This window comes from Rossellomorea aquimaris (assembly GCF_003315075.1).
Taxonomy (GTDB): domain Bacteria; phylum Bacillota; class Bacilli; order Bacillales; family Bacillaceae_B; genus Rossellomorea; species Rossellomorea aquimaris_C.
In genome coordinates, this window is record NZ_QNRJ01000002.1 from 323,836 (window position 1) to 340,366 (window position 16,531).

20 protein-coding genes are annotated in these 16,531 nt (G+C 40.1%); 6 read left to right on the forward strand and 14 right to left on the reverse strand.

The annotated features are described in order from the left end of the window. Position 1: 1 nt before the first annotated feature. Together DET59_RS04060 and DET59_RS04065 are read right to left on the reverse strand one after the other, a co-directional pair. On the reverse strand, positions 2-1,045 hold the full coding sequence (locus tag DET59_RS04060) for a SepM family pheromone-processing serine protease (RefSeq protein WP_113968322.1): 1,044 nt from the start codon (positions 1,043-1,045) through the stop codon (positions 2-4). Positions 1,046-1,050: 5 nt separating this feature from the next. Beyond that, positions 1,051-1,830 carry a patatin-like phospholipase family protein gene (locus tag DET59_RS04065; RefSeq protein ID WP_113968323.1) on the reverse strand — a complete coding sequence of 260 codons (780 nt, stop codon included), beginning with the start codon at positions 1,828-1,830 and terminating at the stop codon, positions 1,051-1,053. A 177-nt stretch (positions 1,831-2,007) separates the two neighbouring features. Here DET59_RS04065 and ylbJ point away from each other — a divergent pair, with 177 nt between their 5' ends. Then, on the forward strand, positions 2,008-3,222 hold the full coding sequence (ylbJ, locus tag DET59_RS04070) for a sporulation integral membrane protein YlbJ (RefSeq protein WP_113968324.1): 1,215 nt from the start codon (positions 2,008-2,010) through the stop codon (positions 3,220-3,222). Positions 3,223-3,318: 96 nt separating this feature from the next. Here ylbJ and coaD read toward each other — a convergent pair whose 3' ends face one another. From coaD to DET59_RS04085, 3 genes are all read right to left on the reverse strand, one after another. Continuing rightward, positions 3,319-3,816, reverse strand: coding sequence for a pantetheine-phosphate adenylyltransferase (coaD, locus tag DET59_RS04075; protein ID WP_113968325.1), 498 nt, complete (start codon positions 3,814-3,816; stop codon positions 3,319-3,321). A gap of 15 nt (positions 3,817-3,831) precedes the next feature. Beyond that, positions 3,832-4,404 carry a 16S rRNA (guanine(966)-N(2))-methyltransferase RsmD gene (rsmD, locus tag DET59_RS04080; protein ID WP_113968326.1) on the reverse strand — a complete coding sequence of 191 codons (573 nt, stop codon included), beginning with the start codon at positions 4,402-4,404 and terminating at the stop codon, positions 3,832-3,834. 263 nt (positions 4,405-4,667) lie between these two features. Beyond that, positions 4,668-6,077: a hypothetical protein gene (locus DET59_RS04085; protein WP_113968327.1), complete on the reverse strand. Its 1,410-nt coding sequence runs from the start codon at positions 6,075-6,077 to the stop codon at positions 4,668-4,670. A gap of 219 nt (positions 6,078-6,296) precedes the next feature. Here DET59_RS04085 and DET59_RS04090 point away from each other — a divergent pair, with 219 nt between their 5' ends. After that, the gene (locus DET59_RS04090) at positions 6,297-6,686 is read left to right on the forward strand and encodes a DUF7147 family protein (protein WP_113968328.1); all 390 of its coding nucleotides are present in this window, start codon (positions 6,297-6,299) and stop codon (positions 6,684-6,686) included. A gap of 89 nt (positions 6,687-6,775) precedes the next feature. Here DET59_RS04090 and DET59_RS04095 read toward each other — a convergent pair whose 3' ends face one another. Further along, positions 6,776-7,051, reverse strand: a complete 276-nt coding sequence (locus DET59_RS04095; protein WP_113968329.1) for a YlbG family protein — start codon at positions 7,049-7,051, stop codon at positions 6,776-6,778. Positions 7,052-7,190: 139 nt separating this feature from the next. Here DET59_RS04095 and DET59_RS04100 point away from each other — a divergent pair, with 139 nt between their 5' ends. After that, entirely contained in the window at positions 7,191-7,505 is a 315-nt protein-coding gene (locus DET59_RS04100; RefSeq protein ID WP_113968330.1) for a hypothetical protein, read from the forward strand. Positions 7,506-7,573: 68 nt separating this feature from the next. On the opposite strand, the gene DET59_RS04105 is transcribed toward DET59_RS04100, so the two are convergent. The 4 genes from DET59_RS04105 to DET59_RS04120 all read right to left on the reverse strand — a co-directional run bounded on the left by DET59_RS04105 (position 7,574) and on the right by DET59_RS04120 (position 9,343). Next, positions 7,574-8,020, reverse strand: coding sequence for a YlbF/YmcA family competence regulator (locus DET59_RS04105; RefSeq protein ID WP_113968331.1), 447 nt, complete (start codon positions 8,018-8,020; stop codon positions 7,574-7,576). 161 nt (positions 8,021-8,181) lie between these two features. Further along, entirely contained in the window at positions 8,182-8,577 is a 396-nt protein-coding gene (locus tag DET59_RS04110; RefSeq protein WP_113968332.1) for a hypothetical protein, read from the reverse strand. A 92-nt stretch (positions 8,578-8,669) separates the two neighbouring features. Continuing rightward, on the reverse strand, positions 8,670-8,912 hold the full coding sequence (locus DET59_RS04115) for a YlbE-like family protein (protein WP_113968333.1): 243 nt from the start codon (positions 8,910-8,912) through the stop codon (positions 8,670-8,672). Between the two features lie 14 nt (positions 8,913-8,926). Continuing rightward, on the reverse strand, positions 8,927-9,343 hold the full coding sequence (locus tag DET59_RS04120; RefSeq protein ID WP_113968334.1) for a YlbD family protein: 417 nt from the start codon (positions 9,341-9,343) through the stop codon (positions 8,927-8,929). A 165-nt stretch (positions 9,344-9,508) separates the two neighbouring features. Here DET59_RS04120 and DET59_RS04125 point away from each other — a divergent pair, with 165 nt between their 5' ends. Beyond that, the gene (locus DET59_RS04125; RefSeq protein WP_113968335.1) at positions 9,509-9,997 is read left to right on the forward strand and encodes a PaaI family thioesterase; all 489 of its coding nucleotides are present in this window, start codon (positions 9,509-9,511) and stop codon (positions 9,995-9,997) included. 55 nt (positions 9,998-10,052) lie between these two features. Here DET59_RS04125 and DET59_RS04130 read toward each other — a convergent pair whose 3' ends face one another. Next, positions 10,053-11,105 (reverse strand): CAP domain-containing protein, encoded by a 1,053-nt coding sequence (locus DET59_RS04130; protein WP_258549562.1) that lies wholly within the window; start codon positions 11,103-11,105, stop codon positions 10,053-10,055. Positions 11,106-11,519: 414 nt separating this feature from the next. On the opposite strand from DET59_RS04130, the gene DET59_RS04135 reads away from it, so the two are divergent. Continuing rightward, positions 11,520-11,879 (forward strand): YugN family protein, encoded by a 360-nt coding sequence (locus DET59_RS04135; protein WP_113968337.1) that lies wholly within the window; start codon positions 11,520-11,522, stop codon positions 11,877-11,879. A 220-nt stretch (positions 11,880-12,099) separates the two neighbouring features. After that, complete coding sequence (ytvI, locus tag DET59_RS04140; protein ID WP_113968338.1) at positions 12,100-13,158, forward strand: sporulation integral membrane protein YtvI; 1,059 nt, start codon at positions 12,100-12,102, stop codon at positions 13,156-13,158. A 53-nt stretch (positions 13,159-13,211) separates the two neighbouring features. Here the strand turns inward: ytvI and DET59_RS04145 are convergent, their stop codons facing one another. From DET59_RS04145 to ctaG, 3 genes are all read right to left on the reverse strand, one after another. After that, a complete protein-coding gene (locus tag DET59_RS04145) occupies positions 13,212-14,357 on the reverse strand; it encodes a GNAT family N-acetyltransferase (RefSeq protein ID WP_113968339.1) in 1,146 nt (381 codons plus the stop codon). A gap of 123 nt (positions 14,358-14,480) precedes the next feature. Beyond that, positions 14,481-14,942, reverse strand: a complete 462-nt coding sequence (locus tag DET59_RS04150; protein ID WP_113968340.1) for a DUF420 domain-containing protein — start codon at positions 14,940-14,942, stop codon at positions 14,481-14,483. A gap of 72 nt (positions 14,943-15,014) precedes the next feature. After that, on the reverse strand, positions 15,015-15,920 hold the full coding sequence (gene ctaG / locus DET59_RS04155) for a cytochrome c oxidase assembly factor CtaG (RefSeq protein WP_113968341.1): 906 nt from the start codon (positions 15,918-15,920) through the stop codon (positions 15,015-15,017). Positions 15,921-16,531: the final 611 nt, after the last annotated feature.

Below are 16,531 nucleotides of genomic sequence, written 5' to 3' on the forward strand. Positions count from 1 at the left end.
ACTATTTTGCTAATGTTTGTAAAAATGCTAATGCTTCATCAAAGGTTTTCACAGGTATTACCTTCATATCAGTACCAATGTCTTCAGCAGTTCTTTTGGCAGCAGTATAGTTCGATTCAAGTTCAGGATACTTTTCTTTCATTTCTTTTGTAACATTTTCATGAGGTGCAAGGAAATATTCTGCACCTGCTTTGTCAGCAGCAATGACCTTCTGCTCTATACCGCCAATGCGTCCTACTTCCCCCTTTTCGGAAATCGTACCCGTCCCCGCAATAGAATGACCCTTCGTAATGTCATCCTTCGTTAGTTGATTATAAATCTCCAAACTAAACATCAATCCTGCTGAAGGACCACCAATTTCTTCAGTATCCAGTTTCACCGGGGGGTCGGTTTTGATTTCTTTATCGTCACTTAGCGTAATTCCAAGACCAACTTTATCCGGCATATCAGGGAAAGCCTTCAAGGAAATCTTTTCTATCTTTTCTTCCTTATCCCGAACATAAGTAATCTTCACAGAATCCCCACTTTTTTTCTTACTGACATATTCAATGAATTCCTCTGAAGATTGAAATGTATTGCCATCAACGGCCGTAATACGATCACCGGGCATTAAGACTTCTTCTGCCGGCATGGATGGGTAAATATTCAAGACATATATACCTTTGTAGGTGTATTCATAGAATTTACCCGCTTTTTTATAGGCCACTTCAATGGCATGGTTTTGAGAGTCAGCCATAAGGTGCAGTTGACGAAGATTATACTCCTCGTCACTTTCATGAGGGCTTCTGATTTCCTCAACCGGGAAGATATATTCGTATTTTTTTAAGCTGGCCAAAAGATAGGCATAGATATTTGCTCTTCCCATCCTGACGGTTGTAAGCATTAATTCACCTTCGTCCTCATAGCCATTCTTCACCTCTACGATCGGATCCAGTTCATGGGCCCCTCCCGGCTTCGTTACATAAAAGGGAAGATAATAAAAGGATGTAGCAACCATGATAATGGTCATGATGACTAAGGTTCTGATTAATGTTTTCGTTTTCATGCTCTTTACTCCTTCCAATTATCTAAAGCTTTCTGAATAGAAGGAATAACCTTCTTCGCCTCTTCCTCCCCCATATCGATAATTTCATCAATATTCTTAAAGGCTCTGGTGCTATACATTTCCACATGGGGTCTGATCATAAAGTCAGAAGCAAATTCACGGTGTGCGACGATTTCTAATTGAAGGATATCGATGCTTTGCATGATCACGTCATAAATCGTTGTGATTTCAGCATTCCTTTTTACATGAGATACATCGACGCCGATGACGATGTCAGCCCCCATCTCTTTAACAACCGAAACAGGTACCCGGTCAATGACTCCTCCGTCCACGAGTAAGCGGCCGTTTATTCTTTCAGGTACAAATATACCCGGGATCGCAATACTTGCCCGGACCGCACTTGAGATAGGGCCGGTCGTAAACACCACTTTTTCACCATTTGTAATATCTGTGGCAACAACACTTATGGGAATATTTAAATCTTCAATATTTTTATTATGTGTAAAAAGCTGAATGAATTCTTTTATCCTCTTACCCGAAATAAAGCCCATCTTCGGAACGGTAAAGTCTAAATAATATTTTCTTCTGAAGGTGGTGGAAAGCTTGTAAAGGTCTTCCATCTTATGCCCTACCCCATAAAAGCAGCCCACAAGAGCCCCCATACTGCTTCCTGCGATCATATCTACAGGGATCTTTGCATCATCAAATGCTTTTAAAACCCCTAAATGTGCAAATCCTCTTGCCCCACCCGAGCCGAGGGCTAATCCAATTTTGGGTCTGTCCATGCCCTTCCCCCTTTTGCCGAGTTATCGGTACATTTCATCATATGGTCTATTTCAATTATGTATGAGTATATTGAATAATATGAGGACAAGTTGAATTAATCCCATTTTATCATTCTTTTCCCGATTCACAAGGAATTGATACAGAAGGTACTTATTTCATAAGAGGGGGAAGTCCGGTTGTTCAAATCGAAAATCAAAACCTTGGCTTTATCGATGAGCGTGACTTTATTTGCGGCATCTCTCATCATAATGCCGGGAGAATCTCTTGAGGCCTCCATACGGGGATTAGATATGTGGTGGGAGATCGTATTCCCCTCGTTATTGCCATTTTTCATCGTGTCAGAAATGTTGATTGGTTTTGGTGTAGTCAGGTTTATCGGAGTCATGTTGGAACCCTTGATGAGGCCACTATTCCGGGTCCCCGGGGTCGGCGGGTTTGTGTGGGCAATGGGAATGGCATCAGGTTTTCCATCGGGAGCCAAACTGACGGCCCGTTTGAGGCAGGAAGAACAAATCACGAAATTGGAAGCGGAACGCCTTGTTTCTTTCACGAACTCTTCCAATCCTTTATTCATATTTGGAGCTGTGTCGGTTGGGTTCTTTCAAAATGCTACCCTCGGAATTGTTTTAGCTGCCGCTCATTATATTGGAAACATCTGTGTAGGTGTCGTCATGAGATTCTATGGGGGAAAAGAAAAGGAGGAATTGAGAAATCGGTCTTCCGGGAAAAAAGGCTTTATCATTCGGGAAGCCTTTTCTGCTCTTCATCGCACAAGACTGCAAGATAAGCGCCCTATAGGTAAACTCTTGGGAGATGCTGTCACCTCTTCCATTCAAACCTTACTGATGATCGGTGGTTTCATTATCTTATTTTCGGTCATCAATAAAATGCTTTATCACTTGCATATTACAACCTTTATTGCTGAAGGCTTTTCAACTCTATTTATTCTGCTCCAATTACCAGAACAATTAAGCATTCCTTTTATTTCAGGCTTGTTTGAAATCACGTTAGGCTCTAAGCTGACAAGTGGAGTAAATGAAGCTACTCTGCTTCAGCAAGCCATTATTACAAGTTTTATATTGGGGTTCAGTGGGTTCAGCGTCCAAGCGCAGGTGGCAAGTATATTAGCAGAAACCGATATACGGTTCAAGCCTTTTTTCTATGCCCGATTTGTTCATGGAATAGCCGCGTCCGTCACGACCATCATCATTTGGAAACCGATATACGAGAGATTTTCGGATGAGCAGCTTTCCAATGCCATCCCTGTATTCGCCATGAAAAACAATGCATTCTGGACGGAAATGCTGTATTGGTTTAAGACAGCAGGTCCAGTGATCACGATATTCAGTTTGATTCTCTATATTGTTCTGTATGTAAGAAGAAAAGGTTAAAAATAAAGAATGGGGTTGATCCCTTTGGCTATGACAATATACTTCTCACAAATGGAGAAGGGTAAAGTCTGCACACTTGGATCAACCCTGTATTCATTATTGGGGCTTGTTTAAATCACTAAATTTTTCCTTTAATGATTCTTCCACCCGTTTCGGCACTAATTCGGATATGTTGCCTCCATACTTAGCCACTTCTTTTACTATACTCGAGCTCAAGAAAGAATATTGATTATTCGTCATAATGAAGAACGTCTCGATATCATCTTCTAAAACCCTGTTCATTGAGGTGATCTGCATCTCATACTCAAAGTCTGATACCGCACGCAATCCTCTAATGATTGCTTTCGCATTCACTTTCTTTGCGTAATCAACCAAGAGACCTTGAAAAGAATCGACAACTACATTAGGAATGTCTCCCGTAACCTCACGAATCAATTCAATTCTTTCCTCTACAGAGAATAGTGATTGTTTAGAAGAGTTATTTAAGACCACCACATAAATTTGATCAAAAACTTTCGCACCCCGTGTAATGATATCTAAATGTCCATATGTAATGGGATCAAAACTACCCGGACAAACTGCAATGCTCGTCATTATATTACCCCCTGGCTATTTATCGTTTCTTCCTTCGTTCCCCTTGGAAAAAATGGAGATTCTTATGAGTCCATACGTTTCTTCCCTTATTTTCTCCAAGCCCCCGACTCTATCTCCCAGTGTAATCTCCGACCCATGTTCACACATGACGTAACCGCTTTCATTCAGAAGATTGTGCTCGTCGATGAATTCCAGGAGTTGTTGAAGCTTCTGCTGTTTATAAGGAGGATCAAGAAATATATAATCAAAGGTGATCTCTCTTTTTAAAATTGCCTTTAACGCCCTAGTTGCTTCGTTCCTATACACTTCGCTTTGCTCCACCAGGTCACAATCGTGGAGGTTTGCCTTAATGGTTTGAAAGGCTTTTGCATCACGGTCCACGAAAATCACAGAATGGAGTCCACGACTCAGGGCTTCTATTCCGAGTCCACCGCTTCCTGCAAATAAATCCAATCCTGTACCCCCTTCAAAATAGGGACCTAACATATTAAATATAGATTCTTTCACCTTATCTGTTGTCGGCCGTGTCCCACTGCCAGGAACAGCTTTCAACGGTCTTCCTTTTAACGTTCCTGATATTACTCTCATAATCATCCACCATATATGTATTTTTTCTTCACTATCCTATCATATCTCGACAGATATCGCTACATACTGAAATTGCCCCAAAACATGTATAAAATCATTCTGATAGGTGATAATGGAAGTAACAGCATCCTAACTGATGTTGTTGCCAACCGCGGAGAAGACTTACGATTCCCCATAAGTTCTTCCTCCGGTTTCTCCTCTCCCTTTGCCTTCTTTCCAGAAATGGATATAGAAGGACCCTGCAGAAAGTTCTGCAGGGCTTTTTACGTTCCTTCATCATCTCTGGAGGAAGCTTCCTTATTCGTCACTTCTACCTTGAACAATTTCTCGAACCAGTGAACATCCATATAGATGGAATCCCCAACCGTTTGGATGGGATTCGTTAATAAGCCGTAATTTTCTTCATTATAAATAAAATAATCTTCATTCACATAAAACCTGAATGTATTTCCATTCAACGATGTGAAAAATACGTTTGGCTTTATCTCTTGAATGTCCAGCCCCAAAGCCTTAACCGCTTGTGGAAATTGAATCAGTTCTTTCTGTTTATACAATATGTAAGACAGGTTATGTGAATTTTTGTTGAGGAGTACAGGATTATTGCTTTTAAGAATCATTGGGACGTTCTCTTTTCCATTTACACTTTCAGCAAAAAATGTAGAGTCAAAGCCTGTAACTTTTCCTAACATCCTATCTAATTTTGTTGTATCAACGGTTTTGGTCTTGTCCTCTTCCATCCTCCGTTTAAATACATCCAATTGGGAAGAGGTCAGTCCTTCCATTACTTCTTTATATGCCCATGCAGATTTTGAAGTGTGCGGTTGTTTCCCCAAAAGGATGCTAACGATAAATTCTTTAAGCCAAGCCTCTTCATCAGTGGAAAAATACTGTTGATACAGTAAGCTCCCTTTCAGTTCATTCAACAGCTCCCTTTCAGCTGTGTTCCTCACAATCAGATATGGGGATACATAGGGCTCGATTTTGTCCGTGATGATGACGGTCACAAATCCTTCAAATGAGCCTGGTTGGACTGCCTCAGCCTCTTTTGTGCCGGTGCGATCGTACAACATTCTCACTGTAGATGAAGCTTTCTCCATCAGTGGATTTCCTGACCAGTATAATGCGGAAGGCTCCCCCTGACCAATGAAAGAATAATAATCGATATAGTTCTTTTTTTTATGGCTGGCAGATTTATATCCTGCTACCCATTTCCCAGTCTTCAAACTCTTTTCTGTTATGTGTATATCTGTATTTAGCGTTTCGATAGAAGATAGTGCAGGGTGCCAATCTTTCACTAACATACCTTCTGTTTTGATCTGCTGTTCGAATGAATAGGTAATCGTGATCTCTTTAAGGTCTTTATAGAGATCACTTAATTGGAATTCTCCATTTTCTTTCGTTAAACACTTATCCCCTCTGTCATTTACACATGAAAAATCCTTTGCATCACTTGGCCATTGAATGGTTATCTGTTTAGGGATTGTTGATAAGAAATGAATGGTTTGTGTCACGAAAAATGTGTTTTCCTCATGTGTGATGGAATAAGATTGATTTACCTTTACAGCCCCGGTCTCTTCGGCACTTTCTGTTGTGAATCCCATCCATTGAAAGAAAAGAATGCTGGAACTAATCAAAATCATAAGTAGTCCAAATGTAAATAGGATACGTTTCATACTATACTCCTTGACTCCGTCTGTTACATAAAGAATAGCAGATTCCGGCAGCTAATGGTTGAATATTTTTAGATTATTTCCAATCATTTAACCAAAATCAAGATCTTTACTGTCTGCCGTCACGATCACCTCTATAAGTTATTTTGAATCTTTACTTATCACTATATGTTTGAAATAATAAGGAATTGATAAACTCGGTAAGAAAAGGAGATTGAATGAATGATTCAACGTTTTATTGAATTAGGAGAAGGATATTCAGATATTTATGAACTAATGGAGCTTGCAAAAGCCAATAAAGAGCGATTGCAGCATATGATGGCATTTCATACTATTGTTAATAACCGGGCCGTATCATCCCTGGCGGTCGTGATGAAACCTACAGAACAGGGCAAATTCCAAGCCATTTATGTTTGCCGGGAAGGAATCCCAAATCCGAATATCACACCAAACCAGCGCTACTCCCTTTTTGAAGAAACGGCTAAGGAATTAGACAGGGTCATCATCCAAATGGATGTGAAACCCTCCACTCTCTATCCGGAAAAAGCATTGTACTATCAGCATCTGATCGCGATACTGCGATTAAATCATTATATACTGCCTTTACAATAAAATAGGTTAATCGTGCAGCTTTTTGTAACAGGGAGATGTATCACCCCTAAGAAAAAAGCTGCCAAAACAACTCTCTTTGGCAGCAAACATTAAAATCCCATTTTGTAATCATATTCCTTTGCCTTATCCGGGCGGGAGTTTTCAAAAACGGACTTTATAAATGGCTTATGGGAAGGATCTACCTTTTTCACGTAGGAATAGGCAGCTATTCTTTCCATTACCGTGTCGATTTCATCTTGATTACAATAAAGTACAACATATTTCATTTTCTTCGAAACATAGTGAACATTCCCAAATCGCCTCAGGGACTTGGCATGCTTCAAACTATGTAACCAAACAACTAAACCTTGTCTCTCAGTTAACATATAGTTTCCCCTCTAGGAATCACTTTTTTATAAGTCTAGCATAATAATGTGGCGGTAAGCAATACGTAATGGTGTGAACTTTCATGAAACAAAGCGTACAGTGAATACTACATAATGAAGGACAGAACGGAGGGTCACCATGGATTTGAATATGATTTGGGACTTTTTTATCGATCAACTTCGACAAGCGGACGGGATTGAAGATGCGCATGTGAAATGGAGCGCAGGCATCCCATTTATCTATATAAGATCCAAGAAAGAGAAGAGTGACATCGAGTACTCCATTAAAAAATGGTCGGCTAGAGCGATGCGGGGAAAGAGACTGCATTCTGATACGATTTTTTTCAGGGAAGAAGGATCATTGTATGTTTATCGGCATCGGTTCTATGTCCCACAGGAAAAAATGTTTTGTTGCGGAAACCTCTGTGTGGACTGTGTTCGGTTAAGACAGTAAGGAATAAGGATCAATACCACAAAATGAAAAGAAGAGCAGACACATTGTCCGCTCTTCTTTCCATTTGATTAGGCTGAACAACCGCAGCTTCCGCCAGATCCGCAGCCTCCCCCGCATGACCCTCCGCTTGAGAAGAAAGGATTCCCTGAAGGAACCTTTACATTTTTAGACACGGAATGTCCAATTAGCAGGCTCACTTGATCAAGCAGATCCTGCAGCTCGTTTTCCACTCTTCTGAACTCCGCTACATTCTCATCAAGGTCCATTTCTCTTTTCACTTCACGGATTTCTTTCATGATGGTTTTGTAGTCCGGGTGGTAACGACCGAAGCGTTGAACTTCTTCGTAACTTTCTTTCATTCGCGAAAAGGTTTGTACTTTTCGTTGAGTTTCAGAATTGTTGCGAAGTTTATATAAAGACTTACGATAATTTTCTGCCACATCAGATTCTAAAATCCACTGAGATAATTCGTCAGCTGAATCCAATATTTCCATTCTTTCTATAGTAGCAAGCATAACGCTCACCTCCGTAACGATATTTTAACACGTTTCACGCAAGGAAGCGAATATGCACATTGAATTTTTTGGTTTTATCCACTTTATCCAATGATGTATGAATCCCCATAAAATACCGCCGTGAAAAAAATATTTTCACGGCGGACATTAAGAAACAATGATTATTGAATTGTCACATAAAACTGCTTTTTCATCCCTAAAGGTTTGTTATTCGTCCCTACTATTTCAACGTTGAGAAGATGCACACCTTTTGGTAACCCTTTTACAACAAATGCGGCTGTATGATACTCCTTATACAAATTGCCGGTATTTGAACGAACGACGATCTTTCCTTTTTTCGCTCCGCTTTTTTCTGATGTGAATGTTACATTGGGAACGATACATTCAATATACACTTGACTTCCTTGTACCATATGTTTGATGGAAAGAGGTTTTTCCTCAGATTTCGCAGCTTCCACTTTTTTAATAAACGTAAAGCTTTCCGGTTCAGGCATTTTTTCCTTACAGCCGCTTAAAACAACAAGTAACGCAATGGATAGAAATATGATTTTCTTCATCGTGTACACCACTCCTTACTAATAGCCTTGCCCAACCGCTTCGCTTTTTACTCAAAACTTTTTTTTGGACGTTCACACAAAAAAATAGTGCCTCAACTCTCGGCACTATTCATTGATTGAAACATACTGATCATCATGGAGGCCATTTGGACTCCGTTTGAAAATTTTTGAACTCGATGAGGAATCGTTTTTTGAAAATGGTTAATCGACGCAATTTCGAATTTCTCTAATTCATTGGGATTTCGCGAAAGTGTACGATACCACTGTGGCTGATCTCTTAAAAATAATTTCAGATCTTCTTTGGCATAAATATACTCAATAATGTCCGCTCGCATCTTTAGTCACCCTCCTAATCTTTCCGGAATGAAAATGGATGGGAGGGTTTAGATGGTGTTTCAGTTTTGGTTGTTGTCCCTGATCCTCTATTGTTATTTGACTGAAATTGACTAAGTACCCCTTGTACTGCTCCCAAGGCCTCACTTAAGCTGTTAATATGTTGTTGCAATTGATTAGCGTCCATTTTTTTCACCATATCTCCAACCTGATCCATCCAGCCGCTTTTACTTCCTTGGTTGGTTGGGTTTGATTCTTTCGCGGCTTCGTCCTTATACTTATCCCACCTTGTATCATCTTCCCCCAATAAGTACCAGTCTTCAAAGAGATCCTGCCAATTGGCATCACCATTACGCACATCTTTCACAATTTTCGGATGCTTTCTCACAAATCCTTTAAACTCTTTTACCTTAGGGTGTAGTGATTTACCCATTATATGAACACCTCCATTACAGGCATCTACCTACTACACTTTATGAAGGATTCAAAAGAATGGTGATACATTCCTTTTTGTAGTAATATTTACATGTATAGTAACGTTGATTTTACAGTATCCAATGAATGATTTGGCTGTGAATAAAGAAAAGGATGTATGAAAATGAAAGAACAGGTACAACAGTTGTTAGATGAATGTCTTACAGGAGCATCGGATGAGGATCTTCTAATCTTGAAACAGCTTCTCGAAGGAGTTAAACGTAAGAAAGACAATGAAAATGGATCAATCATAGGCGGAATATTTGCCATGGACCGCGAAGTGAAAGACGGGAATTTCGAAATAAGTATTCCGATTACGCCCGTTACACATAATTCACTGCAGATCGTTCACGGAGGAGTAACCGCTACTTTAGTGGACTCCGCTATGGGCACATTAGCCAATATGGTGCTTCCTGAAGGATATGGAGCTGTAACGACAAATTTAAACATTCACTACTTGGCACCGGGGATAGGAGACCGATTAACTGCTCATGCTACTGTCGTTCATCAGGGAAGCAAGACCATTGTAGTGGACGGGAAAGTGATCAGTTCAGACGGTAAGATTGTTGCTCATTCTACCGGGTCGTTTTTTATTTTCAAAAAGAAACGGTAGACCTTATTGGAAGTAATAAAGGTTGATTCCCTGAGACGTAAGGGAATCAACCTTTTTATTCTTTGTCTTCAAATTTCTCTATAAAGTTTTGTGTGTAGTACCTTTTATAAACCCCTACTCCAAGATGGGTGAATTTTTGTTCCAGCAGAATCTTTCGGTGGCCTTCTGAATTCAGCCAGCCATGAACGGCTTCTGGAGCGTCCGAGTACTGGGAAGCGATGTTTTCCCCTGCAGTCTTGAACATAACATTTTCACTTTCCAGACGCTCAGATAGGTTCCCGAAGGTGGGTGAATCATGTGAGAAATAATCTTCTTCATACATTTCTTGACTATGACCCCTCGCTACCATTGCCGTTTCTTCATCCCATTTTAGTATATCTTCTTCGAATTGATGTCTGATCACATTTGTAATATCAAAAATCTGCTGTTCGCTTGCACGATTCACTTTATCCCATTCGTCCTCGCTTGGCTCTTGTTCCTCAGCCAATTCCCCTCTATACATCATTTCATATGGATGCATCTCGATCAGTGTTTGACTATCAAGAAAGCGGATACTCGTAAGTCTCCCTGTGAATTTGTCCAGATAAAGCTGGGCATAAATATCTCCAAGGGTTACGAGAAGCCGTGTATTCAGGTCCTCTTCATTTAATTCAAACTGATAAGCACCTGATTCGTCATTTACAACGATTTCAGAATCCACAATGGTAAAACGGTAAATGTCTTCTAAACGTTGTCCCAATTTATAAGGAGCCACATCCACCTGATTTCCAATGGCAAACAACGTAACGACTTTATGATTGTTAACGCCAATTTGTATGTATTGTTTATCCGATATCGGGTAGATCCACCATTCATACCCGTAGGAGCTTGGTTCGACCCGCTCTGGGTCTCCCAAAGCTTCAATTACCTTTTTCGTATCTTTGCCGATCCAAGTTGATAACCCTGATGCAGGTCGTTCACCTGGAGCTTCGATTGATTGATTTAATTGGTTTTCGTTGTCTTCTTTAAGAGTTTGGGTTTCTGGTCCTTTAAGAGGCTCATTTTCTTGTTTTTGACCTTGATAAATACCAATAAATAAAATAATGACGAGAATGATCAAAATACGCAAAACGGTTCTCAGAAATTTCCCTCCTCTCTGCTATCTCTATCAGGATATGCCACAAATACTAGAATTATTATACCATTGTTTATGATTCAAAAACTTCAGTCTAGTATAAAGGATAGCATATTTTCATTCCTTCTAAAACAAATGAATCTCTATAGGGAGAGGTTTCTACCCCAAATTAAATGGAGAGATAACCCTACTTGGTCATTCCTTTCTCCTGCAGGATATTCATTTTTTTAAAAATGACAAATTCAAATGATTGAAGACATTGCAAGATAAAGGTTTTTCCACTATTATTAAGAATGAGAAATACCGCATTTAGTATCATTGTACATACACCGATATAAATGCTTCTACCATACGAAAAGCATCAGGGCTCGTAAGTCCTCATGCCGGACAATATAGGAGGGAATTTTTATGCGTTTTGAAGGAACTGAATTTGAAAGCTTAAAAGTGGACTTAAACCGGTTAGACGAGATTATGGAATCTCACGGACTTGTTCGTGCAGGTCAATGGGATTATGAAAGAGTGACGTACGATCGTAAATTCGAAATCAGGGAAGGAATCTTCTATTTACGAATCCAAGGTCTTGCTACTGAGGGAGATATCGGAAAGCATGACGCCGTTATTCAACTTATGACTCCATTATTAGGAAAACATTACTATCCACACGGTATTGAATACGGTGAAGGTGAAGAATTCCCTAAACATCTGATTACTTCTTGTGAAAAACTTATTGCAGATGTTAAAAAAGAAGCAACGAACTTTGCCTGGTAATATCAGTTTATGTAAAGACTGTCTATCTTCGGACAGTCTTTTTCTCTATCATCCACTGAACATTTATCCAAACTCCACTAAGTGCCCTATTCTAGATACGCTTGAACTCTAATATAAATAGATGTAAAACCTTCGGAATTTCACTTTCTTCCTACTGTTCATTCTTCTCATTCTCTCATATAATGATAGTAATAGGTTTCTGTTAGAAAGGGGTACACCATTGTCCAAGTTTTTCACGAAAAAAGTTTTAATGATCACACTTATCACCTTAATACTGGCTATAGTTGCTATTTTTATATTACCTGTTTCAGTCCCCTTGATTACTGCGATTATAACAGCTCTTTTCCTTGAGCCTGCCGTTAGTTTTATACAAAATCGTTTCTCTGCAAAACGTCGAATGGCGGTACTTTCGGTTTTTATCCTGTTCCTGCTGCTTATAAGCGTAACCTCGTTCTTCGTTACTACAAAAGTCGTTGGTGAAGGTATTAAGCTGATAGAAGATGCACCTAAATATGTAAACCAATTAAGCGATATTTGGCTTGATTACGAGGATCGCCTGCTGAATGCGACAGAGGATCTTCCTGATGAACTAGTGAGAAGCTTCAGTGAAGACGTACAAAGCTTTTTAAATAGTGGAAAGACGAAGATTCTCAACTCTGTCAATATTGAAAAGATAAGTGTGTTTTTATCTTATATACCCAATTACTTAGTGAGTTTTCTCGTATACTTAATTGCTCTCTTTCTTTTCATGTTGGACTTACCTCGAATTAAGAAGTCCATTTATGGTCACCTGACAGAAAGAACAGCGGAGAAAGTGGCGTTTATGACTTCCCGACTCACCTATGTTATTTTTGGATTCTTTAAAGCGCAATTCCTGGTGAGTATCATCATCTTTTTCGTTTCCTTGATTGGACTTCTATTCATTGCTCCAGAAGTTGCGATCGTGATGTCGATTATCATATGGGTGATTGATTTTATTCCTTTGATAGGATCCATCGTCGTTTTGGCACCATGGGCTATTTTCCATCTGCTGACAGGAAATATCGCATTAGGAACTCAACTCGCAGTATTGGCAGCCATTCTTCTAATCATAAGAAGAACGGTAGAGCCTAAAGTAATGGGAACCCACATTGGTTTATCCCCGCTTGCTACATTAATCGCCATGTACCTCGGCCTAAAACTCTTTGGTGTATTGGGCTTTATTATCGGGCCGCTCATCCTTATCGTGTTTAATTCGGCTAAAGAGGCTGGTATTATAAAAACGAATTTCAAGTTGTGAAAATAGACCAATTCCCATTAGCAGGGAATTGGTCTATTATCCTTTATTTTCTCTTAAAAGAAATCGTAAAAGAATGGATACTTGCCCTGGGATAAGGATTGGAGCTTATGAAAATCCTCCTCCCCAACCTGAAGTTTTCCCATTTGGAGCAGTTCCTCTGGGGTATGCACTCCAAAGATCAATGCTGTGAAAGCTTTGATGTCGAGCGAAATCGGTGCCTCAATCTTTTCACCAACCATCACTTCATTTTCATTAAGAATAAAAGTGCTGTTATTCCAAGCCGCTGTCGAATCCGTAATGGAGAATTCAAGTTGATACGGAAAATCGATCTCTTTTACATATCTCTTCAAGAAGTTTTCTACATCGACGATTCTTGCCATGAAGTATGGGTGCTTCTCCAATTTAATTCTTGGGTCCTTCAACATGATTGGTAGCACTTCACAGGGGTTCAATATAAGTTCAGCTTCATTCACCATGGAGTCGTGCTGACAAATGAAGTTCCATAAACCAATTCTTGCATCACTTGTCAGTGGAACAAACTCTTCCACCTTCATCTTTTCCTTTTTCACTTCATAAGTAAGGTACCCGGTTGCTTCCCCTGCATCGTTATAATATATCGCTATCCACAGATCGGTGATGCTCCTTTCCCTCCACCAGTTTTTTGAACGTACCAGCATCCCATTATGCTGCTCCGCATAGCGATCATAAATCGATTCCAATTCATTTGGGTATGTATCCTTCTTAAATCTCCTGATACGGCCATTGTAAGGCTTTAATGGCACAAGATCCTTCTTCACAAGCTGCACCTTGTGAAAAGATGCAAATACTTCCCATCCGAATTTCCGATAGAAATCAATGGAAAATGGATGAAGCATGGATAGGACTTTGCCATCTTCCTTCATCTTCAGTAATGAATGATTCATTAATTGGCGCACATACCCTCTTCTTCTGAACTCCGGATAGGTGGCGACTCCGGCAATACCTCCCATCGGATACACATGTTCACCCAGCTGGATTTGGAGCGGGATCAAATGAAGCTTCGCAGCTAATTTCTCTTCTTCATGTATTCCATAAACAGTATGACCTTTGGTCTGTTGAAAGCGTCTTTTCCTGTCTTCACTTGGTACTACATATTGAAACGCATATTCGGATAACTGTAAAGATTCTTCAAACTGCCCGTGATTCAATTTTGTAATCATGATCTATCTGCTCCCTTCTACTATTTCTACATTCGACGGTGCTTCTACCATTCCCTTTAGTAAAACACTTTTTAACAGTCAAAAAAAACCTATCATGTGATGAATCACATAATAGGTTTTTGTTTAATATCCGAGTATTGCACGAATGACAGAAGTTGTTTCTCCGCCTTTATAGAATACGTAAAGGAGCAGATACACAGCGACTCCTGTAATAGCCGTAAAGAACCAGATAAAACTTGTAATTGGCCCCAGCTTACGGTGCCTTGCTAAACGGTTTTTATAGCCCGTCCACAAGCTCATCAAGCCAAATACTGCCCCGGTTGTGGCCAAAGTTATATGGAAAACAAGGAAAATCGTATAATAAATCTTGATGCTATCGGGACCGCCAAAGGACGTGTTTCCAACAAAAATCGTTCTGCTCATATAAATGATGAAAAAGATAAGCGCCAAAATACCTGCAAGTGTCATGGTTTTTTGATGTTGCTCAATCCTTCTCTGTTTAATCTGCCACCAGCCAATCGCAACTGTTACTGCACTTAACACGATAAAGGTGGTACTAATGGTAGGTAAAATAGGTAAACCCATCTCTGTTCCTCTCTTTTCTAAAGATAATATGCTATGTAATCAGAGGAATGACGTTCATCATCCCTTCATACGTTACTGTTCTGTCAACTTAGGATCAACGGGATCATAGGAGAGCTTTTCTTGTTTCTCCTGATCTTGGCGATACCATTGAAAAAACAGGTTGAACAGCATAACTCCAAAAACAATTTCCTGAATAATCTTCATGATCACTCCGCCAAGCTGCTGATCATTTTCTAAAGACATATCGGTAAATAACTCAGGACCCGTCAGCGTCAACCCTTCCAGAGTATCCACGGGCACACAAAGCGCCAACGCTTTAAGAAACTCCTGTGGATCATAATAAGTAGCATATAAGGGATTCTCGGCAAAAATGATCAATCCGCATGCCGGAGTTAATAAGACTGCACTCCCAAGAATATATCCAATACGCTTGAGCCCGCTTAAGTCAATATCGTCATCCACTGGATTTAGTAAAGGCCACCACATAAATAATGATAATAAGAATAGTATAACGGTTGCCATACCGTGAAGAGTGGCATCAGTTCGGACATTATCAAACACTACAGGTATATGATATATCGAAAAGATGATATTGAAAGATAATAAAGAGATCAATGGTTTTGTCATAAACTTAAATACTTGCTTAACCACCGGTAACTCAATTGCAGCTTTCCAGACCCATTTAGGAATTCCCAATACGAGCAGTGGAGTGACCACTAAATATAGTAACGCCATCTGAGTCATATGAGCAGAAAATAAAATGGTACCTAGTACCTCCACCGGCGAACCCTTAATTCCATATAATAGGACCATTGTCAGAATAAAATAAGTGGCTTCTTTTCTGGTCAATTTTTCACTTTCTTTAAAGCCGTCTCTCCATTTGACAGTGATCAAGAAATACACGACCGTAATAAATACTAAAGCCAATATAAAGAATGGGCTCCATAAAGCCATAAAACCAAAAATACCCAAAGGCATTTGCTCACCTCATTTCACATTTAACACCTATCCCCATTATACTGACAACCCTCCCCCACTTCAACGGAAGGTAATGACAAGTTCTTGACAATTCGAAAAGCGGAGGCGGCTTGATCAGGCCCGACAAGCATAAGACGATTCTGCCGGAAAGGCGTTTTTTGCCTTTTTGGCAGAATTGGCTTATGACCTCGAGGGCCTAGCCGCTGGAGCTGGACAATTAGAAAAGCGGAGGGGCTTTGCACAGAGGCGACAAGCATAAGACGAACATACCGGAAAGGCGCTCTTTGCCTTTTTGGTATGTTTGACTTATGACCTCGAGCCTCTAAGCCCCGGAGCTGGACAATTAGAAAAGCGGAGCCGACTGGGTAGGCCCGACAAGCACATTGGGAAAAGCCAAAAAGGCGCTCTTTGCCTTATTGGCTTTTATCAATGTGACCTCGAGGGACTAGGAGGCGTAGCTGGACAATGAAAAGCGGAGAGGCTTTGCACAGAGGCGACAAGCATAAGACGAACATACCGGAAAGGCGCTCTTTGCCTTTTTGGTATGTTTGACTTATGACCTCGAGCCTCTAAGCCCCGGAGCTGGACAATTAGAAAAGCGGAGCCGACTT